At 47.3% G+C, this 24,671-nt stretch carries 21 protein-coding genes and 1 pseudogene; 17 read left to right on the top strand and 5 right to left on the bottom strand.

Features of this window, described 5'->3' with window-relative positions; all coding sequences use genetic code 11:
* The first annotated feature begins 70 nt into the window (after window positions 1–70).
* The 4 genes from pta to RQM65_RS02005 all read left to right on the top strand — a co-directional run bounded on the left by pta (window position 71) and on the right by RQM65_RS02005 (window position 5,410).
* Window positions 71–2,164, top strand: a complete 2,094-nt coding sequence (gene pta / locus RQM65_RS01990) for a phosphate acetyltransferase (protein WP_314012353.1) — start codon at window positions 71–73, stop codon at window positions 2,162–2,164.
* A 404-nt stretch (window positions 2,165–2,568) separates the two neighbouring features.
* Window positions 2,569–3,753 (top strand): acetate/propionate family kinase, encoded by a 1,185-nt coding sequence (locus RQM65_RS01995; protein ID WP_314012354.1) that lies wholly within the window; start codon window positions 2,569–2,571, stop codon window positions 3,751–3,753.
* Window positions 3,754–4,065: 312 nt separating this feature from the next.
* Window positions 4,066–4,911, top strand: a complete 846-nt coding sequence (locus tag RQM65_RS02000; protein ID WP_314012356.1) for a universal stress protein — start codon at window positions 4,066–4,068, stop codon at window positions 4,909–4,911.
* Between the two features lie 157 nt (window positions 4,912–5,068).
* On the top strand, window positions 5,069–5,410 hold the full coding sequence (locus RQM65_RS02005) for a YtxH domain-containing protein (protein ID WP_314012358.1): 342 nt from the start codon (window positions 5,069–5,071) through the stop codon (window positions 5,408–5,410).
* A 160-nt stretch (window positions 5,411–5,570) separates the two neighbouring features.
* On the opposite strand, the gene RQM65_RS02010 is transcribed toward RQM65_RS02005, so the two are convergent.
* A complete protein-coding gene (locus RQM65_RS02010) occupies window positions 5,571–6,722 on the bottom strand; it encodes a baeRF7 domain-containing protein (protein WP_314012360.1) in 1,152 nt (383 codons plus the stop codon).
* A 204-nt stretch (window positions 6,723–6,926) separates the two neighbouring features.
* Here RQM65_RS02010 and RQM65_RS02015 point away from each other — a divergent pair, with 204 nt between their 5' ends.
* Entirely contained in the window at window positions 6,927–8,696 is a 1,770-nt protein-coding gene (locus tag RQM65_RS02015) for an SLC13 family permease (RefSeq protein ID WP_314012362.1), read from the top strand.
* Between the two features lie 126 nt (window positions 8,697–8,822).
* Here RQM65_RS02015 and RQM65_RS02020 read toward each other — a convergent pair whose 3' ends face one another.
* Window positions 8,823–10,085: a DmpA family aminopeptidase gene (locus RQM65_RS02020; protein WP_314012364.1), complete on the bottom strand. Its 1,263-nt coding sequence runs from the start codon at window positions 10,083–10,085 to the stop codon at window positions 8,823–8,825.
* Between the two features lie 131 nt (window positions 10,086–10,216).
* Here RQM65_RS02020 and RQM65_RS02025 point away from each other — a divergent pair, with 131 nt between their 5' ends.
* Window positions 10,217–10,441, top strand: coding sequence for a hypothetical protein (locus tag RQM65_RS02025; protein WP_314012366.1), 225 nt, complete (start codon window positions 10,217–10,219; stop codon window positions 10,439–10,441).
* A gap of 22 nt (window positions 10,442–10,463) precedes the next feature.
* On the opposite strand, the gene RQM65_RS02030 is transcribed toward RQM65_RS02025, so the two are convergent.
* Window positions 10,464–11,366 carry a universal stress protein gene (locus RQM65_RS02030; RefSeq protein WP_314012367.1) on the bottom strand — a complete coding sequence of 301 codons (903 nt, stop codon included), beginning with the start codon at window positions 11,364–11,366 and terminating at the stop codon, window positions 10,464–10,466.
* Window positions 11,367–11,443: 77 nt separating this feature from the next.
* Window positions 11,444–12,145, bottom strand: a complete 702-nt coding sequence (locus RQM65_RS02035; RefSeq protein WP_314012369.1) for a Crp/Fnr family transcriptional regulator — start codon at window positions 12,143–12,145, stop codon at window positions 11,444–11,446.
* Between the two features lie 293 nt (window positions 12,146–12,438).
* Between RQM65_RS02035 and RQM65_RS02040 the strand changes: the two genes are divergently transcribed.
* The 11 genes and pseudogenes from RQM65_RS02040 (at window position 12,439) to RQM65_RS02090 (ending at window position 23,401) form a co-directional block, all read left to right on the top strand.
* Complete coding sequence (locus RQM65_RS02040) at window positions 12,439–14,835, top strand: heavy metal translocating P-type ATPase (RefSeq protein WP_314012370.1); 2,397 nt, start codon at window positions 12,439–12,441, stop codon at window positions 14,833–14,835.
* 73 nt (window positions 14,836–14,908) lie between these two features.
* Window positions 14,909–15,058 (top strand): annotated as a pseudogene (ccoS, locus tag RQM65_RS02045) (cbb3-type cytochrome oxidase assembly protein CcoS); the annotation flags it as partial.
* Between the two features lie 325 nt (window positions 15,059–15,383).
* Window positions 15,384–17,582, top strand: coding sequence for a cytochrome-c oxidase, cbb3-type subunit I (ccoN, locus tag RQM65_RS02050; RefSeq protein ID WP_314012371.1), 2,199 nt, complete (start codon window positions 15,384–15,386; stop codon window positions 17,580–17,582).
* A 182-nt stretch (window positions 17,583–17,764) separates the two neighbouring features.
* A complete protein-coding gene (locus RQM65_RS02055; protein WP_314012372.1) occupies window positions 17,765–17,953 on the top strand; it encodes a CcoQ/FixQ family Cbb3-type cytochrome c oxidase assembly chaperone in 189 nt (62 codons plus the stop codon).
* A gap of 47 nt (window positions 17,954–18,000) precedes the next feature.
* Entirely contained in the window at window positions 18,001–18,990 is a 990-nt protein-coding gene (locus RQM65_RS02060; protein WP_314012374.1) for a cbb3-type cytochrome c oxidase N-terminal domain-containing protein, read from the top strand.
* Between the two features lie 98 nt (window positions 18,991–19,088).
* Window positions 19,089–20,507 carry a cytochrome c oxidase accessory protein CcoG gene (ccoG, locus tag RQM65_RS02065; protein ID WP_314012376.1) on the top strand — a complete coding sequence of 473 codons (1,419 nt, stop codon included), beginning with the start codon at window positions 19,089–19,091 and terminating at the stop codon, window positions 20,505–20,507.
* A 47-nt stretch (window positions 20,508–20,554) separates the two neighbouring features.
* A complete protein-coding gene (locus RQM65_RS02070) occupies window positions 20,555–20,998 on the top strand; it encodes a FixH family protein (protein WP_314012378.1) in 444 nt (147 codons plus the stop codon).
* A 7-nt stretch (window positions 20,999–21,005) separates the two neighbouring features.
* Complete coding sequence (locus tag RQM65_RS02075) at window positions 21,006–21,710, top strand: sulfite exporter TauE/SafE family protein (RefSeq protein ID WP_314012380.1); 705 nt, start codon at window positions 21,006–21,008, stop codon at window positions 21,708–21,710.
* 26 nt (window positions 21,711–21,736) lie between these two features.
* Window positions 21,737–22,237 carry a GTP-binding protein gene (locus RQM65_RS02080; protein ID WP_314012382.1) on the top strand — a complete coding sequence of 167 codons (501 nt, stop codon included), beginning with the start codon at window positions 21,737–21,739 and terminating at the stop codon, window positions 22,235–22,237.
* Between the two features lie 262 nt (window positions 22,238–22,499).
* The gene (locus RQM65_RS02085) at window positions 22,500–22,889 is read left to right on the top strand and encodes a group III truncated hemoglobin (protein ID WP_314012384.1); all 390 of its coding nucleotides are present in this window, start codon (window positions 22,500–22,502) and stop codon (window positions 22,887–22,889) included.
* 167 nt (window positions 22,890–23,056) lie between these two features.
* Window positions 23,057–23,401 carry a DUF488 domain-containing protein gene (locus tag RQM65_RS02090; protein WP_314012386.1) on the top strand — a complete coding sequence of 115 codons (345 nt, stop codon included), beginning with the start codon at window positions 23,057–23,059 and terminating at the stop codon, window positions 23,399–23,401.
* A 20-nt stretch (window positions 23,402–23,421) separates the two neighbouring features.
* Here the strand turns inward: RQM65_RS02090 and RQM65_RS02095 are convergent, their stop codons facing one another.
* On the bottom strand, window positions 23,422–24,627 hold the full coding sequence (locus RQM65_RS02095) for a hypothetical protein (RefSeq protein ID WP_314012387.1): 1,206 nt from the start codon (window positions 24,625–24,627) through the stop codon (window positions 23,422–23,424).
* Window positions 24,628–24,671: the final 44 nt, after the last annotated feature.

A 24,671-nucleotide genomic window follows, 5' to 3' on the forward strand; every position in this document is an offset into this window, starting at 1 on the left:
TATATTTTATCCGAAATCCCATTCGAATAAAAGGCCATACCGCTATCTTTGCCATCGAAAAATTCTCTTCATGAGCAAAGCAGTGTATATTGCCACTACCGAACCCGATAGCGGTAAATCCATCATCTCATTGGGGCTGATGCAATTGTTGTTGGGCAAAGCCGCCAAAGTAGGTTATTTTAGGCCGATTATCGATGATTTCGAGCCTGGCGGCATCGATAACCATATCAATACCGTCTCCACCTATTTTAATCTCGACATTCCCTTCTCCGATGCATATGCCTTTACCCGCAGCGAAGTCATACAAAGAAAGAACGAGGACCGGGATGACGAAATCATCGGCAAGATTATCGAGAAGTATAAAGCGGTCGAGGAGCGTTGCGATTTTGTGCTGGTGGAAGGCACCAGTTTTTCTGGGGAAGGCACCATCATCGAGTTCGACATCAACGTAGTCATCGCGAAAAACCTGGGCATTCCCGCCATCCTCTTGGCCAGCGGGGTGGGAAAAACCTTGGAAGGGCTGGTCGGCAATCTTCAAATCGCCTACGATACCTTTAAGGATAAGGGCGTAAAGGTGTTAGCGGTTATCGGGAACAAAGTACTTCCGGAAAATGTTGACCTTGTGGTTACCGGACTGCGAAACCAACTTCCTAGCTCGGTTTTGGTCAATGCCATCCCCTTGAATCCCTTATTGGCGAACCCTTCGGTCAAGGAAATCTGCGACAGCCTGAACGGAAAGATCCTTTTTGGGGAAAACTACGTCAACAACCAGGTCAACGGATTCAGCGTCGGGGCCATGCAGTTGCGCAACTACCTCAAACACCTCAATGAAAACGGGCTTGTAATCACTCCGGGCGATAGGGCCGATATTATTCTAGGGGCTTTACAGGCGAACCTTTCGGCCAATTACCCTGCCATCTCCGGCATCGTGCTAACGGGGGGCATTGTTCCCGAGGAACCCATACAAAAATTGATCGAGGGCCTTTCCGAAGTGGTCCCGATCATCTCGGTCAAGGGCGGCACCTTTGCGATGGCAAACCGCATCGGTGCCATCAAATCACAGATGTACGCCGAGAATACCGATAAAATCAGGACATCCATTAGCGATTTCGATAAATATATCTCCACCGATGCCTTGGCAGAGAGCCTGGTCACCTTTCAGGCAGATGGCATTACCCCGAGAATGTTTCAGTACAATCTGCTGAAGCGCGCGAAGACCCATAAAAAACATATTGTACTGCCCGAGGCTACGGACCCGAGAATCTTGACCGCCGCCAAGTTGCTGACGGATATCGATGCCGTAAAGATCACATTGTTGGGAAATCGCGAACTGATTGTGGACAAGATGGGGAAACTGGAGCTGGTCTTGGACTTGGAAAAAGTCGATATTGTTGATCCCGTTGCCTCCCCCAATTTTGAGGATTACGCTAGAACCCTCTACGAGCTGCGGAAACACAAGAACGTGGATTTGACCATGGCCCGCGACCTGATGGAAGATGTCTCCTATTTCAGCACCATGATGGTCTATCAGGGCCATGCCGATGGGATGGTCTCAGGAGCTATACACACCACCCAGCACACGATTCTGCCCGCCTTACAGTTCGTAAAGACCAAACCGGAGGTCTCGTTGGTATCGTCCGTGTTTTTTATGTGCCTACCCGATCGGGTCGTCGTTTTCGGTGACTGCGCCATCAACCCCAACCCGAATGCGGAACAGCTGGCGGAAATTGCGATAAGCTCGGCGGACACCAGCACCGCCTTCGGTATCGAACCTCGGATTGCCATGCTCTCCTATTCGTCCGGGGCATCGGGCAGTGGCGAAGATGTCGACCGAGTGCGGCAGGCGACCGAGATCGTCAAAAGAAAACGCCCCGACCTAAAGGTCGAGGGACCGATACAGTACGACGCCGCCGTAGATCTTAAAGTGGGACAGAGCAAGTTGCCGAATTCACAAGTAGCGGGTAAGGCCACCGTGTTTATTTTTCCCGACCTTAATACCGGCAATAACACTTATAAAGCGGTACAGCGTGAAACCGGGGCCCTGGCCATTGGCCCTATGCTTCAGGGCCTGAACAAGCCGGTGAACGATCTCAGCCGAGGCTGTACCGTAGATGACATTTTCAATACAGTGGTGATTACGGCAATACAGGCGCAGGGGATTTGAGTAATAGAAAAGAGAGAAGAGAAACAGAGAAGGGTGACGGATGACGGAGGACCTGCGAAAGAGCCAAGAATCAAAAGATAAGTGAACGGAGAGAAGAGACCGGGGACTGATGACGGGTGACGGGTGACAAAATCGGTTGTACTTCTTAATTTTGTGGAAATTTGAGAGAGGCGCATTGGAAAGCCTCGTTGATGGAAAAAGTAAGGAAAATAGCGTGAACCCTGTCCTGAAAATCCGAAAAAGGCAGGCCCATGCCGAAAGCACCCCTGTGCCCTTTCATAGTTCTTGTTCCTTCCTTTCGTCCTTTGATCTACACTGCATCCCATCCGTTTTATTTCAAAGGAATAATGGTAAAACCAAAAAATCAAATTATTGCGACCCACTTTAACCCTTAACCAACTGCCATGAAAATCCTGATTATCAACGCTGGGAGCTCCTCCATAAAATTCCAACTGATGCAAATGCCTTCCGAAAAGGTCATTTGCTCGGGGTTAGTAGAGCGTATCGGAGCCCCTAACGCCCTGATTATCTACCGGTCAGACTCCGCACAGATTAAAGAGCAGGAGGCCATTGCCACCCATAGCGAGGCGTTGCAACGAATCGCAGGGTTGCTGCTCGATCCGGTAAAGGGCGCTATAACAAATACGGATGAAATAGATACCATAGGCCACCGGGTCGTGCACGGGGGCGATTCCTACGCAGAAACGGTCGTTGTTACGGAAAAGGTCAAGGAAGAAATACAGGAATTCTCGGCCTTGGCGCCTTTGCACAATCCCCATAATCTAAAAGGTATCCAGATTGCGGAGATGCTATTCCCAAACGCGAAACAAGTCGCCGTATTCGATACGGCCTTCCACCAGTCCATGCCCGTGAAAGCACGTAAATACGCCCTCCCGAATTCCTACTTCACGGAAAATAAGATCAAGGTGTATGGCTTTCACGGCACGAGCCATAAATATGTGTCCGAGAAAGCGATAGCATATCTAAAGCGGGAATCCCCGAAAATCATATCCATCCATCTAGGAAACGGCTGCAGTATGACCGCCGTCATCGACGGAAAAAGTGTGGATCACAGCATGGGATTCGCACCTACTACGGGCTTGATTATGGGCACCAGAAGCGGCGATATCGATCCTTCCATCATTTTCCATCTCATAAATAGGTTGGGATATACTTCAGAGGAAGTAAATATCCTTTTGAACAAAAAAAGCGGCATGCTCGGGCTGACCGGATTTACGGATCTCCGGGACATCCAAGCGGGAGCTGAAAAAGGGGACGCCACCTGCCTGCTGGCACTTGACATGAACGCCTACCGGATCAAAAAGTACATCGGGGCCTACGCCGCCGCCATGAACGGACTCGACGCGGTGGTCTTTACCGCGGGAATAGGCGAGAATTCGACGATGCTAAGAAAATTGATCTGTACCGATATGGAGTACTTCGGGCTTCAGCTTGACGATGTCAAAAACGACAAGAGGTCCGACATCCTACGGGAAATAAGCACAGTGGATTCCAAGGTCAAGGTGTTGGTAATCCCCACGAATGAAGAGTTGGAAATCGCAAAGCAGGTTTACGGACTGACCGATTAACTACTTTCGCGCTGTTCAGAACGCCATTTGCCGCCGAACATGACCGATATCATGTTCTATATCTAAGTTTACCCATAGCTTTGTTCGTTAAATCGAGAAACAATGAAAACTGTGCGTATTGCTACCGAAAGAATCGAAATTTCGGTATTGATGTTGTGGATTGTATATCATATGAACATTCGATTCGGGAACTTCTTCCCGACCGTCGATGTTCCCCGATTGCAGCCGGTCACGGTTGGGGGTATCCGACCTTATCCGAGCTATAGAGGAATAGCTGGAATTCATTCTTGATGACACCTAAAAGCTGATTGTATGCAAAACATCTTGGTTCCGACGGATTTTTCCAGAAATGCATATCATGCCCTGCGGTACGCTACAGCCCTTTTAAAGGAGAGGGACTGTACCTTTTTTTTACTGAACGTATATGAAAACCAAAAGGGTTTTAAGAACAAAACCAGGGGAAGCGCAGACGGGCAGGTTTCCGACAAAAGGAAGAAGGCATCCGAAGCCAAGTTGCAGGTCACCATTGATCGGATCGAAAAAGAGAACATGAATGGCAACCATTCTTACGAGCTGATTTCGGAAGCTTCAGACCTGAACAGTACCGTACAGGGTCTAATCAAGGAGCTGAATATCGATTTGATCGTACTGGGCAATAAAGGGGAAACTAGCAGCATTCCCCTATTTCTGGGAAGTACCACCGCATCGGCAATACAGTCCGTGAAGAAATGTCCGATATTGACCGTTCCCAACGACGCCGATCTCGAAGTTCCTCACGAAATGGCGTTCGCGACGGATTTTAAAAAAGAATTGAGTCCAGAGGTCTTGAACGCCCTGAAGTCGATGGCCTTGCTCTGCGGTTCGGCCGTTCGTATTGTGCATATCGACGAAGGCACCGGCTTGAACCATGCACAGAAAGCGAACCTCGATGTTCTTCTAGACCATTTGCACCCCATGGCTTATTCCGTCAATAAAATTCCCAACTTCATCAGTAAGGCTAAGATTATCGAAGTTTTCATGAAAAATTCGGATATAGAAGTGCTTGCCATGGTACAAAACGAACACGGCGAATTGGAAAAAATGCTTCGCGAACCCGTTATCGAAACCATGGTTACGAAAATCAACGTACCATTTTTTGTAGTTCCGGAAGCGTCGTAAATATGCGTTCCTCAGGTCTGAAAAAAAATCGAAGTGACTGTTTTTGTCTTTACGATGTGGTGGCAACTTCAACAATAGCGTCAAAAACATCATCGTTTTAGCTCAAAATCCTCAAACTAAACCCATACATTTACTAACTAATTTAAAAACGCAACTAATGGACAAGAACTCAAATATTGGTCTGGCACTCATCACTGGTGCTGCCTTAGGCGCGGCATTCTCGATTTTATATGCCCCCGCCCGAGGTGTCGAGACAAGACAAAGAATTATCGATAGTACGGAAAGCGCAGCGGATGCTTTGCTGAGGGCTGCCGATCAACTTAAGAACTCCGCCACCAATGTGGTTGTGGAGAAGAAGGGAAATCTGGAAGCCCAGTTGAACTCCGTCTTTTCCAGAACCGCTCACGAGCAGGACGAACTTATTGCCCTACTCGAGCAAAAGCTGGATTCCCTTAAAAAGAAGGGACGTAAAATCAATAAGAAAGCAGCAAAAGCGTAAAGCGCAAGGCGGACAGGTTCTTTCAAATTCCAACGATTAAAAAAACCCCGAGAATTCGGGGTTTTTTCATTGTCGGATACGCCAACTCATTCTTGCACTAAAGTGAATTACCTCAGGGACTTCATGCCGAATCGGTCACTGACCGCTTTCGAACATAACCTCAATACCGATACAGTGCGTTGACCCGAGAATGCGAATTGGGCATTTCATCTTTTTCCAACAGGTAAACCGAACCGCCGTTCAAAAACGTGGTAATCGCCGCCCTGTTCAATAGACATTCGTTGTTTGGCGTACTTTTTTCATCGACCCGAACCTCGTTAGTTTCAGAATTGTAAACTCCCCATAGATCCATCCTGTTTTCGACGAATAGCACTTCGACCTGGCCTCCCAGAGCCTTTGGTAGTACATGACTGATTGAAGATGATGTTTTCCCCGAACCCTCGTGCTCCTTGAATTCCTTTATTTTTTCGACCCGTTCGCGATTGAAAATGGGAGCCACTTTGTCCCAGGCCATTTCATGCAGGTCGAACTTGTTTACATTAGAGGGACTGGTGGAGATAAAATCCTCCGAAAGATGGGCATACGTATTCTCCCTTTGATAAATAGGATATAGATAATCGTGCGTTGCGAGAATCATAGGAGCGGTCTCATCGCGGAGCAATGTCTTCAATCCCTTATCGATAGCCCTAAAATAACGGGCAATCTCCGATTGTCGACCGCGATCTGCCTCTGCGTGCCCGTGGTACATAGCACGGCCCTGCGAATCGCCAAGACCCCTATATTGAAGGTTTTTCGGTTCATAATCGTGCCCCACTTTATCCTGAAGCGAAGCAGGCACCAGGTCGTCGATCTCCACATCGGTAATACTGTGCCGCGTCTGCTCGTAGAGCTTGACATAGTTTTGTTCCAGGGCCAAGACATAATACGTACCATCCCCAGTAAACATGGGCATCAACGGTTTTAGATAAAAACTGTTCCCCATATAGTGAAACTGTTCGAAATAGACGGGCAAGGTAAATTTCTTGAAGAACCCGTCGCAAAGAAACAGGGCCAAACCATCCGACCGCTGGCGCCAGAAGCCGGTATCGTTTAACAAGTCTTGCACCGGGGCCACCCATTTGTCGACTTCGACAGGGCCCATTGAAGCCGACAATTTGTGCCGTATCGCTTTTAGTTCGTTCTTAAGCTTTAAGGCATCCTTTCCATCGTTGACCCCTTCCCCAGCCCTATGGGTGGGTATAAAAATAGACACACAATTTTCAGCTCGAATCGTATCCAATGCCTCAACATCCTTTTTCGTTATCAACTTCATACGTACAGTTTTAAATATTAATAGTTTGAAGATAAGCTACACAGGTACAAGATGACATGATATTGATCAGGATTCGGTCAACATTATAAAAACTTTACCATACCAGGATGCATTGTCGCAATCGGGAAATTAATACGATGCTTATCTTTTTTCATTCCATCCAAACCAAAAGCTTTATTTTAGTGGGGCAAACTGTGGGGCCTTATGGAAATAAATCTAATTCTTACATTCTGTATCATCGGTATCGGGGTGTTTCTTTTTGTAAGGGATTATTTTTCGATAGATACGACCTCCGTCTTGATCATGGCGCTCTTCATTGTGGCGGGGGTTTTAAGTCCCGAAGAAGGCTTTTCGGGCTTCAACCATCCGGCCACCTTGACCTTGGGCTGTATTTTTGTGGTCAGTGGGGGCATCTTCAATTCTGGAATTTTAAACGGATTGAGCCATCGCATTATAAAGCTGGCCAAAATCCACTACTCGGTCGCCTTGGTTACCTTTTGCCTGCTCGCTGGGATATTTTCAGCTTTTATCAATGATACTGCCGTTGTCGCCCTACTCTTACCCATTGCCTTGACCGTTTGCAGGGAGACGGGCATTAGCCCGGGAAAGCTATTGATGCCTATCTCGTTCGCCGCGCTGTTCGGAGGCACCTGTACCTTGGTCGGGACATCGACGAATATTCTGGTCAGTAGTTACGCCAAGAAATTCGGACTGGAAGAGTTCGGGATGTTCGAGTTCAGCGCGCCGGCCCTCTGCTTGTTAGTTGTAGGTTTTGTCTACATATTCTTGGTGGCTCCCCTTTTACTACCGAAAAGCAAAGAGGACGAGCTTCTGATCGAAAAGGCAGAGGAATACATTACGGAACTTGAAGTTGCAGCCGATAATTCCGACCGCAACGGCATGGTAGTAGACTCTAGGTTGGTGGCAGATTTCGATGTGCGCATTCTATCTATTTTGAGGGATGGCATCCTCAACCATCAAGTGGGACCCGAGACGCTGTTGGTTGAAGGGGATATTCTAAAGGTAATTGTTCCCCCATCCAGATTTAATCGGCTTTTGGATGCAAAAGGATATCATATTGTCGGCGACAAACGCAAGGAAACCGATCATGAGGATGACACTTACCATTTGTACGAGGTTATCCTGCCTTTCGGCTCTCAGCTGACCGGGAGCTCACTGTTCAACCTTAGGTTCAGTCAGAAATACAACCTGTCGGTGCTGGCTATTCGTCAGCGGAATGAAATCATTATGGACAAGCTGGCACGGGTGGCATTGCGGTCAGGAGATATGTTATTGGTGCTGGGAAAACAAGAAAATATCGACCGTCTCGAATCCCAGAAACTTATCGTCACCCTTTCCCAATACGACGAAAAAAAGACGAATTACAAAAAGGCGATTCCCGCGATCTTAATTGGCATTGGAGTCATCCTGGCCGCCGCCGTCAACTTGACCACAATTTTGATCAGTGCTATGATCGGGGCGCTGCTTATGATCTTGACCGGGGTCTTGAAACCCAACGAAGCGTACAAAGCGGTAGAATGGCAGGTTATCTTTATGATGGCCGGGGTACTTTCGATGGGGGCAGCCCTCGAAAAAACGGGAGGTGCGGAGATGATCGCCTCATTTACGCAGGACAACTTGGGGCAATACGACCCGCGCATCACCCTGAGCATTATTTATCTGGTCTCGTTCGTTTCTACCAATTTAATTTCAAGCAAGGCGACCGCCGCCCTGATGGCACCGATCGTCATCAGTCTTGCCGCGGCCATGGAAGTCAGTTACAGACCTTTTTTGGTGGCGGTCATGTTCGCCTGCTCCTTAACCTTTATGACCCCTATGAGCTATCCCACGAACACCATGGTATATGCGCCCGGCAACTATAAGTTCAACGACTTTTTGAAATTCGGCACGCCCCTGAACCTGATTACCTGGGTAGCGGCATCTTTTGTTATTCCGTATTTTTTTCCATTTTGATGGACCCCGATAGCGGACAAACAGAACATACAATGAATGAGAAGGAAGCAGTAAGTTTACACGGGTCACAACGATTGGCGCCTACCGCTGTAGCAACCTTCGGACAAAGTAACGGTCATCGCACGATTAGTTGTTCCGTGCCTTGTGGTTATCCAAGACGTCCAAGGTTTCCTTGATAGGAAGCGCTTTGACCGCCCTACCCTGTTGTCCCACCATATCTTCTGCCATAAACAACGAATTGTATATCGATTCCTCGGTGGCTTCTACAACCGCCAAAAATAAGGGGGACATAAAATCGTTCAACACCCTCGGAGCATTGTTTTCAATCGAATTGGGACTATAAGGTACCCTGGTTTCTTTATGGGTACTGAACGCAATACTGTAATCCCCGCTACCGTTCGATGAAAACGACCCTACCCTACCGAAAGCGAGAAAAGAACGCCGAGCCAATCGCTGTAAATTTCTACTCGAAAGCGGGGCATCGGTTGCGATGATGATCATACAGGAACCGTCGACCACATAAGGCACGCCTTCCGCCATATAAAAGTTGTTCAATTCCCGGCCGACGGGAGCTCCGTTGATCCTCAATATACCACCGAAATTCGTTTGTACCAAAACACCTACCGTATAGCCCCCTTTATTCTTGGGGAGCACTCGCGAAGATGTCCCAATTCCCCCTTTGAACCCAAGACACCGGGTCCCGGTACCGGCTCCGACGTTGCCCTCGTCCACCTTAGTGTTCGAAGCATTTTGTATGGCTTCCAAAACATCGGACGATTTCACATGGCGCCCCCGAATATCGTTCAACCACCCGTCATTGGTCTCCCCCACTATGGGATTGAGCGACCGCACGTCGGAATTTTCAGGAATATCAAGCATATAATCGATCAAGGCATTGGCGACAGTAAACGTATTCAAGGTATTGGTAAGGGCGATAGGGGATTCGATATTTCCTAATTCCTCAATTTGGGTGGTACCCACCGACTTGCCGAACCCGTTGCCGACAAAAATGCCGGCAGGAACTTTTTCCTTAAAAATGTTTCCTTGATGTGGCAGAATCACTGTTACCCCGGTGCGGACCGAGTCGCCCTGGATCAAGGACCTGTGACCTACCGACACCCCCTCCACATCGGTGATTGCATTATTGCTGCCCGGGGTCAAAATTCCAGAAACGACCCCTATGTCCCGTGCCCTGGCACGTTCTTGGGCAGAAATTATCGTAGGAAGATAGAGGAGCACTATTAAAATGCAGATGTATCGTATCATCTCAAGGTAGAATGTGATTTCTGTGGAGCAATATACAATTTTCGAGCTACTTTTTATAGCGATAACAACGGAGGCGTGCCTTGTTGCCTGCTCGAAAATTTCGTATTTTATAGCATGAAACAAGCACTAAAAAATTTTAAAAATTTCTTCAAAAAAGGTAATGTTTAAAATTTTTGATGCGAGAGCGCAGGGTTTGCACGCGTTCTTAATTTTTCAATTAACTAAGCTTCTCTTAATTAAAAAGATTTAAACGCATGAAAAATTCAGCTATGTTTTGGGTGGTGTCCACCACGCTAGTCCTAATTACCGTAACGATTATGTCCACCATGAACTTCGCGTTCAACTGGGTATTCTATGTTACCGTGGTCGGGCAGGCGATGGTCGTATTTATGGTGTATCGGGTCTTGCGGGATAATTATACAACGTATAAGACCTTTGCCGACTTTTATGAAGACCATCCTATCGGAAGACAGGAATAAGATGCGCTACGAGATCGTAGCGTCAATGTGAAACCGCATCCGTTTCGGAGGATTTCCACCGCGGAGACACCCCCATACCCAGCTCAGGAATTACCAGAAGGGGAATTTGAGTGTGAAACGCAACACGTTTGACCACGGGTTCCCTGGTCATACGCTCTACATAGCTGTGCTGATAATTGAGCATGGCCAGTAAGTGTATGTCCAATTCGTCCGTAAACATCTCCAAGGTCTTGGAAACTGAGTTCAACTCGGAGACCGTATGCACGTAATGTTCAACGGGCCTTAGATATTTACGCAACATCCCGAGGTTAAACTGCTGAAGTTCCGTTAGGGCCTTTATTTCATATTGCACGTGTACAATTCGAATGACCGCATTGAACATTTTTGCCATATCGAGAAGGGGCCGCAGTTCAGAAATGGTGTAAAATCGGTTGAAATCGGTGGCAAAGGCAATTTCTGAAGGAGCGGCGAACTCAAAGGATTGAGGTATGGCCAACACGGGACAATTCTTGATGGACTTTATGATGCGGACCGTATTCCCACCCATGAACACTTCCTTAAGGCCTGACGCTCCCTTTGTCCCGGTAATTATTAAATCGATATCATGTTTTTCCACCGTATCACGGATCGCATCGACCAATAAACTAAAAGAGGAAAGGGTTCTATAGTGGTGGCCACTAGCGCTGTCAACGTTCTTAATCCGCCGTACCATCCTCTCAAGTCCCCTTTCGGAATGTATCCGCGCGCCGTCCTCAAAAGTACCCTGTTCAAAACTGGCGGCCATAAATCGACTACTGGCAATGGCAGGTGTATATACGTTCAGTAAATGAAAGGTACACTGCTCCCCCTTGAAAAGCGCCAGGGCATACTTAATGGCATTCCACGAGTTATTCGAAAAATCTGTTGGCAATAGAATATTTTTCATGGCAGCTTGGCTATGGGATAGGAACACAAACTTAGAAGTTGAGACTGGCGTAAAAAATGATAATTGTCAGCTTTTCCTTAAAATCCATCGACCACGTTCCGAAGTCCCTCTTCATCAATAATGGCTACCTTCTTACCGGAAGTCTTTAAATACCCCTTTTTCTTGAATTCGGAAATGATACGGATGCACGATTCCGTAGCGGTACCGACCACATTGGCAATGTCTTCCCGAGATAGTTTCAGGAGCAGAAATCCGTCTTTATCCTCTCCAAAGTTGGCTTTGAGATAGAAAAAGGCTTCGGCAATACGTTGTTTGACCGTCTTTTGGCCCATATTGACGATGACATCGTCGGCCTCCTTCAGATCATGGGCCATATGACGTAGCATTTCCACGGCAAAGTCAGGATTGGAATTCAAGCTGTTCACAATCGTCTCCTTTGGAATAAAACATACCTCCATATCATCGACCGCCGTAGCGCTTAAATTGGTATTCTCGTCTACGATTACCGAGCGTTGCCCCAGTACCTCGCCCTTGGTGGCCAGTTTGACAATCTGATCTTTACCGTTCGCACTTAGCTTCGAAAGTTTAGAAACCCCGCCCCGCACACAGTATACACCTTTAAGCTTTTCCCCTTCCTTAAATATGGAATCTCCCTTCTTGACGAGTTTGGTGGTCTTACTTTCCGAAACGCGCCGCAGCTCTTCCTTGCTCATCGCCCGTAAAGAATTGAACTGCCGTACGATACACTGCTCACATCGGGTTGGTATTCCGTCTTCCATTGTACCCTATTTTATTGTAATCTTGCGAATATATCTTTTATGGGGAACATACCACATGACAATTGTCATGTTTTAAACGGTTAGGCGTCCGCATCTTTGCCAATCCTGCGCTAATCGCTGTTCGCTTTAAGCGTTGTGCATTCCGTTGCGGCTCTTTATTAGGCCCAATGGAAAGACAAAATGGAGCGTCGGGCAGAAAATTTTGTTCGTCTTGACGTGGAATTTTCTTAGATTCGTGGAACAAAATTTACCTTCCGAAGTAAATTTAGAAACTAGTGCCTGAAAGACCAAACATGCAGAGGATCGAATGTTATCATTGCGGTGACGATTGCGGCAAACATCCCATGGTATTCGACAAACGCCAATTTTGTTGCAATGGCTGCAAGACGGTCTATGAGATCTTCACCTCGAACGACCTCTCCTACTACTATGATCTACAATCTGCCGCCGGTGCCACCCCGGCAACGGTCGAAAGCAAATACGACTTTCTCGATACCGACACGATTATCGAACGCCTGACGGAATTCAACGACACCGACCTACAGATCGTCGATCTCTACGTTCCCCATATCCACTGCAGTTCCTGCATATGGGTACTCGAAAACCTGAACAGGCTGAATCCCGCTATAAGCGGTTCGCAGGTCAATTTTCCAAAAAAAACACTGCGGATCTCCTATAATCCCAAGAAAACCACCTTGAGACAAGTGGTGGTGCTACTCGCAAAAATCGGGTACGAGCCCTACATCTCCCTAGATGATTTTGATAACGAAAAAAAGGATACCGACCGCAGCCTTATCTACAAATTGGGAGTAGCGGGCTTTGCGTTCGGTAACGTTATGTTCCTGTCCTTTCCGGATTATCTCGATCTGTCCGCAAGCCAAACATCCGGGGGGGAATTCTGGCTCAACCAGTACGAAACGGTATTTCGCTGGATGATGTTCGCCTTCTCCTTGCCCGTGGTCTTCTACGCCGGAAGCGGATATTTTATTTCGGCATATCAGGGTCTCCGCCATCGTTTTCTGAATATTGACGTACCTATTGCCTTAGGTATTCTGGTGCTCTTTCTTCGAAGTACAATTGAAATCATGTTCAATTGGGGAAATGGATTTTTCGATTCGCTCACGGGATTGGTCTTCTTTTTATTGTTGGGAAAATTCTTTCAACAGAAAACCTATGCCTTTCTGTCATTTGAGCGGGATTACAAATCGTATTTCCCCATCGCGATTACTAGGATAACATCCGAGGGAAAAGAGGTGTCCACGCAAGTCAACGAAATCGAAAAGGGCGATCGGTTGCTGATCCGCAACGAGGAACTGATTCCTGTTGATGGAATTCTTATCAACGGGGACGCCCGAATCGACTATAGTTTTGTGACCGGAGAATCGGAGCCGGTACGCAAACAGTCGGGGGACAAGTTGTACGCAGGCGGGAAACAGCTGCGCGGTGCCATTGAAATGGAAGCCTTGAAATCGGTATCACAATCGTACCTGACCCAATTATGGGGCAACTCCGTTTTCCAAGGCACGTCCCAGAGCAAGTTCAGGACGCTCACCGACGGCATAGGCAAACGTTTTACCATCGCCGTGCTGACCATTGCCTTTACGGCGACCGCTTTTTGGCTTTATCTTGATCCCAGCAAGGCCTTGAATGTCTTTACTGCGGTACTTATCATTGCCTGCCCCTGTGCTATTGCCCTTGCGGCACCATTTACCTTGGGTAACCTTTTGCGCATCTTCGGACGTAAAAAATTATACCTAAAAGATACGCGAACCATCGAGCAGCTCGCCCTGATCAATACCGTGGTTTTCGATAAAACCGGCACCATAACCACCTCGCAGAAAAGTACGGCGACCTACGAAGGCATGCCCTTGACCGCCGAAGAGGAATCTCTCTTGAAAAATACCCTCAGAAGCTCGAACCATCCCCTGAGCCGTTCGTTATACGATTTACTCGCCGAACAGGACATTATCACCCTCGATGAATACGAAGAACATCTGGGCAAAGGCCTACAGGGCTCAAAAGATAACGACCATATGAAAATCGGTTCCCCCGAATTTGTGGGGAATCGGCAACCAACGGATGCGCTCGATACCTCGGTACACATCAGCAACAACGATTCATACAAGGGTAAATACGTGTTTCATAACCACTATCGCGAGGGAGCCGATGTCATGTTCCATGCAATGTCGGAATCGTTGGATCTTGCCATTCTTTCGGGGGACAACGAAGGTGAAAAAGGACGTTTACAACAAATGCTTCCGCGAAATACGCCTCTGCATTTCAACCAAAAACCCGAAAGCAAGCTCGAATTTATAGAATCACGCCAAGAACAAGGAAAAAAGGTAATGATGCTGGGAGATGGATTGAACGATGCAGGGGCATTGGCCCAGGCAGACGTGGGCATCGCCATTTCGGAAAACGTAAACGTTTTCTCACCGGCCTGTGACGGCATACTCGATGCAACCAAATTTCAGCAGTTCTATACCTACATTGTGGCGTCACGTAAAGCAATGCATATCGTCAAGCTTTGCTTTATTCTGTCTTTGACGTACAATGTAATCGGACTCTATTTTGCGGTGACGGGGCAACTACGGCCCGTAATAGCTGCCATTCTAATGCCCTTAAGCTCCGTCAGCGTGGTAGCTTTTGCTACCCTAATGACCAATTTGCTGGGAAGAAAACTGAAATAAACCATAAAACCTGACAAATGTCATGTTCAGTATAATATCAGGAACGTAGTTTTGGGCCAAATTCAATGAGGGCATGAGTGTCATTTACATTTTATTAGCTATCAGCCTTGTCGTTGCGATCATTTTCTTTGTAGCCTTCATCGTTTCGGTAAAAAACGGACAGTACGATGATTCATATACCCCCGCGGTACGTATGCTGTTCGACGACGAACTAATTCGGGAAGGCAAAGAGAATTCAGAAATTATTGAAGAGCAGACAGGGGCAGAGAGCAGAGACAGCCAATTCAGGAGCCAAGTCGAGAGAACAGAGCTAAGAGAACAGGGAAAAGAGAAAAGTGAACAACCGGGAAGAGAACAGTGACAGGAGTCAAGAGCAGAGGCTAGTCGCTAGTGACGGCCACAAATTTTAAATTCGAGCGAAACCAATCCAACTAAAAAAACAGGGTGAAAAGCATAGAGGTCAACAAGATAGCATGGGTGTAACAAAAAACGTCAATTTCCTTTAATGCTATTCTCGCTTTTTCTCCCTTACTGAAAAACGATCAACTATGGAAGTACAGCAGTTCTATTACGATAACAAAATCGTAAAAAAGTTCCTCTACGCAACGATGTTCTGGGGCATCGTGGGAATGTCCGTCGGCCTCTTGTTGGCTTTTATGTTTATGTTCCCCAACCTGACCGATGGTATTTCGTGGTTGAGTTTCGGGCGGTTGCGTCCGTTGCACACCAATGCGGTCATATTTGCCTTCGTCGGGAACGCCATCTACGCCGGGGTCTACTACTCCACCCAACGCTTGCTCAAAGCGAGGATGTGGAGCGATGCGCTTAGCAATTTTAACTTTTGGGGGTGGCAGGCGATTATTGTGGCGGCGGCCATTACCCTTCCGCTGGGCTATACCACCACCAAGGAATATGCGGAGCTGGAATGGCCCATCGATATTGCCATTACCTTGGTCTGGGTTGCTTTCGGCGCCAACCTTATAGGTACCATGCTCCGAAGGAGACAGCGCCACCTGTACGTGGCGATCTGGTTTTACCTTGCCACGTTCGTAACGGTAGCCGTACTTCATATATTCAACAGTCTGGAGTTACCGGTCAGTGCCTTGAAAAGCTACTCGGTTTACGCCGGGGTTCAGGATGCCCTGGTGCAATGGTGGTACGGCCACAATGCGGTGGCATTTTTTTTGACAACTCCCTTTTTGGGCCTGATGTACTATTTCGTACCCAAGGCGGCCAACAGACCTGTCTATTCCTACAAACTGTCCATCATACACTTCTGGTCCCTCATCTTCATATATATCTGGGCCGGCCCGCACCATTTGCTGTATTCGTCCTTGCCAGACTGGGCGCAAAACCTAGGGGTAGCTTTCTCCATTATGCTGTTGGCACCCTCTTGGGGCGGAATGATCAACGGCTTGCTTACCCTTCGGGGCGCGTGGGACAAAGTTCGAACCGACCCCGTGCTTAAATTCATGGTCGTGGCGATTACGGGCTACGGTATGGCCACCTTTGAAGGGCCCATGCTATCCCTTAAAAACGTCAACGCCATCGCGCATTTTAGCGACTGGATCATTGCCCACGTACACGTCGGCGCCTTGGCATGGAACGGATTTTTGACCTTTGGGATGATTTACTGGCTGATTCCAAAAATGACCAAGACCCGATTGCACTCTGTAGGGCTGGCGAACTTTCATTTTTGGATAGGGACCTTGGGGATCATCCTGTACGCCCTCCCTATGTACGTCGCCGGATTCACCCAAGCCTTAATGTGGAAGGAATTTAACCCAGATGGCACCTTGGTCTACGGTAACTTCCTAGAAACCGTGAACGAGATCATGCCCATGTACTGGATGCGTGCCATTGGTGGCAGCATGTACATTGTCGGTGCCTGTGTGATGATCTATAACGTGGTACAGACCGTACGCGCAGGCAGAGCGATCGAGGATGAACTGGCCGAAGCACCGGCACTTACCCGGGTTTCAAAGAAAAGAACCGCCGGTGAAACCTTGCACAGTTGGTTGGAGCGCAAACCGATTCAAATGACCATTTGGGCAACTGTCGCCATCCTTATCGGGGGTATCGTACAGATCGTACCGACAATTTTGGTGAAATCGAACATACCGACGATATCCAGCGTCAAACCCTATACGCCGTTGGAACTTGAAGGTCGCGACCTATATATCCGCGAAGGTTGTGTCAGCTGCCATTCGCAGATGGTACGCCCATTCCGCAGTGAGGTCGAACGCTATGGGGAATATTCCAAGGCAGGGGAGTATGTGTACGACCATCCCTTTTTATGGGGCAGCAAGCGTACCGGTCCGGATCTGCACCGCATAGGTGGAAAATATTCGGATAATTGGCATTTCAACCATATGTATGACCCGCAGAGCACCTCTTCAGGCTCTATTATGCCCTCCTATTCCTGGTTGATATTCGACGAACACGATCGAAGCGACGTTAAAAAGAAAATGGAAGCTATGGTAACGCTCGGCGTGCCCTATACCGAAGAGGAAATCGCCAATGCGGAGGTCGCTATGGACGAGCAGGCGACCCAAATCGAGAAGAACCTCTATACCGACCCCGACTTCGCCAAGAGTTATGAGGCGGACAAGAAATATGCCGCTGAAAACGATGAGGAGTTCGTAGAGATGCGCGACCGTGAAATTGTATCGTTGATTGCCTATCTACAACGCTTGGGCACGGATATCAATGCTAAGGGGGCGGATGAGATGGTCTCCGGAAAATGAAGATGAGAACAGAGACGTTGGACGCAAAATAAATAAAGATAATACACCGGCAATTAGGATAAATTTGACCACCTACTTGCCCTTGACAAAAGAACCAAGAGTATAGGACCAAGAACCAAGACCCCAAAATCGAAATTTGTGTCTTGTATCTTGATTCTCCCCTCTAAAATCTTTAAAATGCCATGCTAAAATTCGTAAAAGGGTATATGGAAAGCATCGAGGATGTAGCCACCTACCCGATGATATCGCTGCTTATTTTTTTTATATTCTTTGTTCTGCTATTTTGGTGGGTGTTTACGACATCGAAATCCCATATCAAGGAAATGAGCGAAATGCCGTTGGAAGAGGATAACCATACCAACAGCGATTAGCATTTATTATTTCGAAACAAACACGACCCAACCCACAAATTACCGACATGAAACACAACAGACTTTGGTGGCTTCGCATTCCCGTCCTATTTTTCGCAGTACTCGGGCTCATGGAACTTTTTATAGATTCAGGCAACCTACCGGCGATTATCGCGTATCCGATGGCCCAGGTTTTTATGCTGTTCGTTCTTTTGCTTCTAATAGCGATAGAGGGCATTCTGGCGGCCATTGAGAACGTGATGTTCCACACGCTCGATGATGCGGCCAAGGAACGCTATCTCGCATCGAAACAAAAACAGACCACTTGGGAATGGAAATGGGCCAAAAATACGTACAAGAAATTATTGGGCTCCAAACCCGTTGAGGCGGAAGGCGAGATTATCCTTGACCATAACTATGACGGTATTCGAGAACTTGACAACAAATTGCCGCCATGGTGGGTGTATCTGTTCTATGCCACCATTATTTTCGCGTTTGTCTACATGTTCCGCTTTCACGTGTTCGGCGGTTATGACCAAGAACTGGAATACGAACGTGAAATAGCGGCGGCGCAAGCGGAAATCGAGGAATACAAAAAAACGGCCAAAGACCTGATCGATGCCAATACGGTAGAACTGTTGACCGACGCCTCTGACCTAAAGGCGGGCGAAACTATTTTTGCCGGTAACTGTGCCGTTTGTCATAAGATAGACGGCGGAGGATCAATCGGTCCCAATCTCACCGATGATTACTGGATTTTAGGCGGAGGGATAAAAAACGTGTTCAACACAATTGCCGAAGGGGGCCGGGCCGGTAAAGGCATGGTCGCTTGGAAATCAAATCTCAAACCCTCCGAGATGGCGCAGGTCGCAAGTTACGTAATGAACATGCATGGCACCAACCCTGCCGATGCCAAAGAGCCCGAAGGCGAAATCTGGATGGATCCCAATGCTCCGGTCGACAATGTGGATGTAGAACAGATCGACTCTACCGAGATCGAGGTCATCATCGAAACGGATAAGCCGAACCCCTTGGAAGCCGGAGAAAGTACGGAATAGGTGCGTGCCACGTAATTTTTCGTGACGCGCATATTCAGCAAACGAAAAACTTTGTATCAACTTCGCAGCAATGCGGCACCAGTCAATAGGTTCATTTCATGTCACAAGATTCGGAACATTTTAGGGACAGCATCGGTACCGTCGATAAAGAGGGCAAGCGGACTTGGGTATTTCCAAAAAAACCTAGTGGTAGGTACTATGAATACCGTAAGTATGTCAGCTACGTACTTTTGGCCTTTTTATTCGCTGCCCCGTTCGTTAAGATCAACGGCAACCAGTTCTTGATGTTCAATGTACTGGAACGCCGGTTCAATGTATTCGGACTCCCATTTTGGCCACAAGATTTTTATCTGTTCGTGGTACTGATGATCATTGGGGTAGTTTTTATCGCTTTCTTTACCGTGGCTTTCGGCCGTATTTTCTGTGGATGGATGTGTCCCCAGACCATCTTTATGGAAATGGTCTTCCGCCGCATCGAATACTGGATCGACGGAGATCGGGGTGCCCAGATCAAGCTGGACCGCCAACCATGGAACGCTGAAAAAATAAGGAAGCGGGGGCTAAAATGGACTGTTTTCTTTTTGATCTCGTTCTTGATCGCCAATATCTTTCTCGCTTATCTCATCGGTAGCGATAGGTTGATTCAGTATATTATGGAAGGACCACTGCAGCATCTCAGCATCATGGTCTCCCTCTTGATCTTTACCGCGGTTTTCTTCTTTGTATTCGCTTGGTTTCGGGAACAGGTCTGCATCATCGCCTGCCCCTATGGTAGAATGCAAAGTGTACTGCTCGATAACAAGTCTATCGTAGTAGCCTACGACCATAAACGCGGGGAAGATGAAAACGGAAGAAAAAAATTCCGTAAAAATGAAGATCGCGAGGCGTTAGGCCACGGCGATTGTATCGACTGCTTTCAATGCGTGAACGTATGCCCGACGGGCATCGATATTCGAAACGGCACCCAGCTTGAATGTGTCAACTGTACCGCCTGTATCGACGCCTGTGACCATATGATGGAAAACGTCAATCTTCCAAAAGGGCTGATCCGCTACGCCAGTGAAGATGAAATCGTAAAAAAGGAAAAATTCAAATTCACTCCCAGACTTAAAGGGTACAGCGCAGTACTGACGATTTTGATCGGCCTTCTGATAGGCATGCTCTTTTTGCGCAACGATGTCGAGGCCAACATCCTGAGACTGCCCGGACAGCTCTACGAGCACAAAGGCGAAACCATCATCAGCAATGTATTTACCTATAAGCTGGTCAATAAGACGACAAGGGATATCCCAGATATACACTTTGAACTTATATCTCACAAGGGAACAATAAATGTAGTGCGCCAAGGTGAATTCAAGATACCGGCGCAAGAACTGGCCGAAGGAACCCTGTTCGTAGAAATCGACAATGGAGCGCTTGACAGTGATAAGGAAAAAGTGAAGATTGGCGTTTACAGTGGGGATGAACTCATTGAAACGACCAATACCATGTTCATGGGACCGCGAAGTTTTAGGTAAGTTCAGAAGTTTGAGATCTGAAGATTAGAAATTTGAAATAATATGTTATGAAACTGAATTGGGGAACATCTATTGTTATCGCGTTTGTCGCCTTCATTAGCTTTATTCTTTTTTTCGTAGTGCGAATGAGTACCGATTACCGGGCCAACCATGACCTGGTTACCGAAGACTATTATAAGGCCACGCTCGAATATCAAGATGAAATCGATGCCGAACAAAATGCGAACGCGAGCGCCCCGTTACAGCTTGAAAAATCGCCGGATGGTGTGCTGTTGACCTTTCCCGAAAACTTCGCCCCGGAGGGCGTAAACGGTACCGTCTCCTTTTATCGGCCTTCCAACAAGAATTTTGATTTTGACCTGCCCATCGACCTGTCCACCACACAGTTCCTCGTACCCGACAAACGCCTGCTAGATGGCCGATGGGATATCAAGGTAGCCTATGAGTACGAGAGCGAAATGTATTTGCACAAAGAAAGTATAGTTTACTAAGTTCGAAATGTTACCATCCGCAATCATACTGGGTCTAATGGGAAGCCTGCACTGCGTTGGCATGTGCGGGCCGATTGCCTTTATGCTTCCGGTGGACCGTTCGAACAATCTTAAAAAATTCGGACAGGTATTCCTCTACCATTTTGGAAGGCTGATGGCCTACGGCATTATCGGTCTGGTGTTCGGGTTGCTCGGAAAGGGACTCTATGTCTTTGGGATGCAGCAAAACCTGTCCATCGCCATCGGATTCCTCATGATCCTGATCGTACTGATCCCCTATAAAACCCTCAACCGGTACAACCTTTCCAAACCCGTTTATAAAATCATTTCAAAAGTCAAAAACCGGCTCGGCAAAGAACTCAAAAAGAAAACTTCCGATACCTTTTTGACCATTGGTTTTTTAAACGGATTTTTACCATGTGGCCTTGTTTATATGGCTCTTTTCGGGGCCATCGCTATGGGCGGCGCTTTACAGGGATCACTCTATATGATGCTATTCGGACTAGGTACCATCCCTTTGATGACCGCTGCCATATACTTTAGCAGCGTATTAAAAGGCGGACTCCGGCGCAACGTTCAAAAATTGATCCCGGTATTCGTCGTATGCATTGGTTTGCTTTTTATATTAAGGGGATTAGGACTGGGTATTCCCTACGTCTCTCCGAAACCCGTGCTGGAAGTCACCTCGAATGCCACGGAATGTCACGAATGATCTCTCACGTATAAAATCCCGATTCCATGAAAGCGCTATCCAATGAAATCGCCCTCCGGCCCAGGTTTCAGCTGGAGCTTGCCACTACCAAAGAAACCCTGCTATCTGCATTTGAATCTTCCGAAAAAGAACCATTTTTGGTCAAACGTAGCGACGATCATATTTTTATCAAGTTCAATGACGAAAACACAAGTTTTTGGTCACCGCAATTGCAACTTGAAATCGTAGAACCGGACGATTCGGACACCAGCGGAAGCATGCTTTACGGAGTGTTTGGTCCCAATCCTACGCTATGGACGTTCTTTATGTTCCTACATTTTGGGGTGGCCACCATTTTTGTTATCTTAGGTATATGGGCGTATTCAAGCGCTTCGTTAGATCGGCCATACGGACTTCAATTGGGGCTGATGAGTTTTATGGTCATGCTCTGGTTCGTTCTCTATGCCTTTGGAAGGGCGGGTCGACATAAAGGCAAACCACAGATGCAGGAACTCTATCGATTTATGAGGGAGGTTCTTGGCCGATAAAATTATAATCTGCGGCATATCTCCGGTCAAGAGGCCATTTAGATCATTGTGCCGATCGGGCCAGTCCGAAAATTCACTCCCATTAGAACGGAACGGGCTGGCGGGCAAACCTAGAGACGGGATCATTGTCAGGTCGAGTACAGTCGAGACCTCTCGAAAACAAATGTCAGGTCGAATACTTCCCCTGCCTGCCCGACCTTGTCATTCATGCGGTCGCTCAGCACAGGCAGACCGTCGAGACCTCATCAAAACAACTTTCGCCATGGAAAAAAAAGAAATCGAAACTAGGGACGACGTACAACTTTTGGTAGAGACATTCTACGGAAGAATCAGGAAAGATAAAGTCCTTGGTCCCATTTTCAACGGAATAATTTCGGATTGGAAGGAGCACTTAAGCCTGTTGACCGATTTTTGGGAGACCCAACTGTTTTTGACCCGCAAGTATTACGGCAATCCCGTCACCGCCCACCAGGAAGTCGATGAAAAAATGGAGGGTAAAATTACCTCCGAGCACTTCGGATTATGGCTCAATATTTGGTTCGCGACCATTGACGAACTTTTCGACGGCGAAAGGGCGTGGATCGCCAAGAACCGCGCCCGTAAAATGTCCACCATGTTGTATATGCAAATCTATCAGCATCGTTCTCCATGAGCTACCTCTAAGCGAGCAAACCCCCTCCCCCTTCCCACGTGTGCTCAGAACTATTAGTTGATAGAGGCGTAGGATGCCGTTAAGATTTTGCTCAAACCAGCTAGCGACACTGCAAGGGAATGCCTACAATTGATGCTTTATAGAGTAGAAATCAAATTTAGGACACCATGAAAATCAAAACGAAACGCATCTATGACGATCCGGCCAAGAACGACGGACACCGAATATTGGTAGATCGGGTATGGCCTAGGGGCGTATCAAAAGAGGATGCCGAGCTGGACGATTGGCCAAAAGAGATTGCCCCGTCCGATGAATTGAGAAAATGGTTCGATCACGATCCGGACAAGTTCGAGGAATTCGCCAAAAAATATCGAAAAGAACTCAAGGACCACAAAGAAGAGCTCGATAAAATCCGTAAGAAAGCCAAGGACAAAACGGTCACCTTACTCTACGGGGCCAAGGATACGGAAAACAATCAGGCGGTTGTACTGCAAGAGCTGTTGAACAACTAAAAATGGAATGACCGCCGTTGCTATCCGTCCCTGTTATTCGGACCAAACAACACAACAATCAAACTCAGGGGAATCAAAAGGCTTCCTACAGCCAAAGCATTATAATAGGCCTCGAAAACGGGAAAGCCTCGCCAGCCGGCTATCCCTTTGTAAAAAATCAATGCTTCCGTGACCACGAAGCCCATAAAATAAAGCGCAAAGGCTATCTTTGAAATATGCATCATCCCAAAATAATCCAACAAAAAGAAAAGCGCGATCGTCACTACCCCCAAGAAGGTCAAATGCAGGTAGCCGACAGTAAAATTCAGGAAGGTAGCCGCCAAATCCGAGAAGTAGGGAAAGGCGGTCAGCAGTTGTAACCCCATTTTTATAACCAACAATACCGCCACAATCCCCAGGAAGATCCACTGCCATTTTGAGCACATGGTCCGTAATCTATCCCTGTAGGGAAACAAAAAACGGGCCAACAAGATAAAGGCAAATAGCTGAAAAATAGCCCCTGCCCCGCCCATCAGATATAACAATACCGATGGTTCGGCGAACAGCGTGGATAAAAAGAAAGACAGTACAATCCCGAAATTGATTCCCCAAAAGAATTTCCGGAAATTAGTGAGGGACATTCGAATATGCCGTAGTTCCAGCACATAGAAAAACAGACCGACCAAGGCCATGATCATCCATCCGTTGTAGAGAAAATGCAGGTAAAAATAAATGGCCAGACGGTACCAAACGGATTCCGCCCCCAGCGTGCCCATGATTCCGCCCAGGGCCCAAGGACCTAAACTGGAGATTACCAGGTACCACAAGGCTGCGACAATGCAGGCATAGGCATTCGTTTTTCTAAATTCCCTTTTCGCATGCGTCTTGAAAAACCAAAAGAACCAGTACGAGACGAACAGGAAAAGCGTAGAAAAAACGATGGAAAAAAGCGCGTACCCGGTAAATGGGAAGGTAAGCAACATCCCTATCAAACTGAGCTGTGTCGCCCAAAAAATACGACGGTACTTCCAGTCCGTCATGGAGCTTTGCACGAACAATTTGTAAATCAGTGTAGTCAGGGCGAGGTACACCCACCCCAAAAGTGCGATGTGGGAATGGGTGTGGACAATATACCTGTAATTAAAAGGAATGTCGATAGACGGAAAGGACCGTAACAAAACACCCAGCAAGGCCGCTATCAGAAAATAGGCCAATGCGACCTTAATATGAGGTTTCGGACTTTTCATTTTCAGGATTGCAATTTAAGGAAACAAGAGGGACTTACCGCTTT

Source organism: Pricia mediterranea (assembly GCF_032248455.1).
Lineage (GTDB): Bacteria > Bacteroidota > Bacteroidia > Flavobacteriales > Flavobacteriaceae > Pricia > Pricia mediterranea.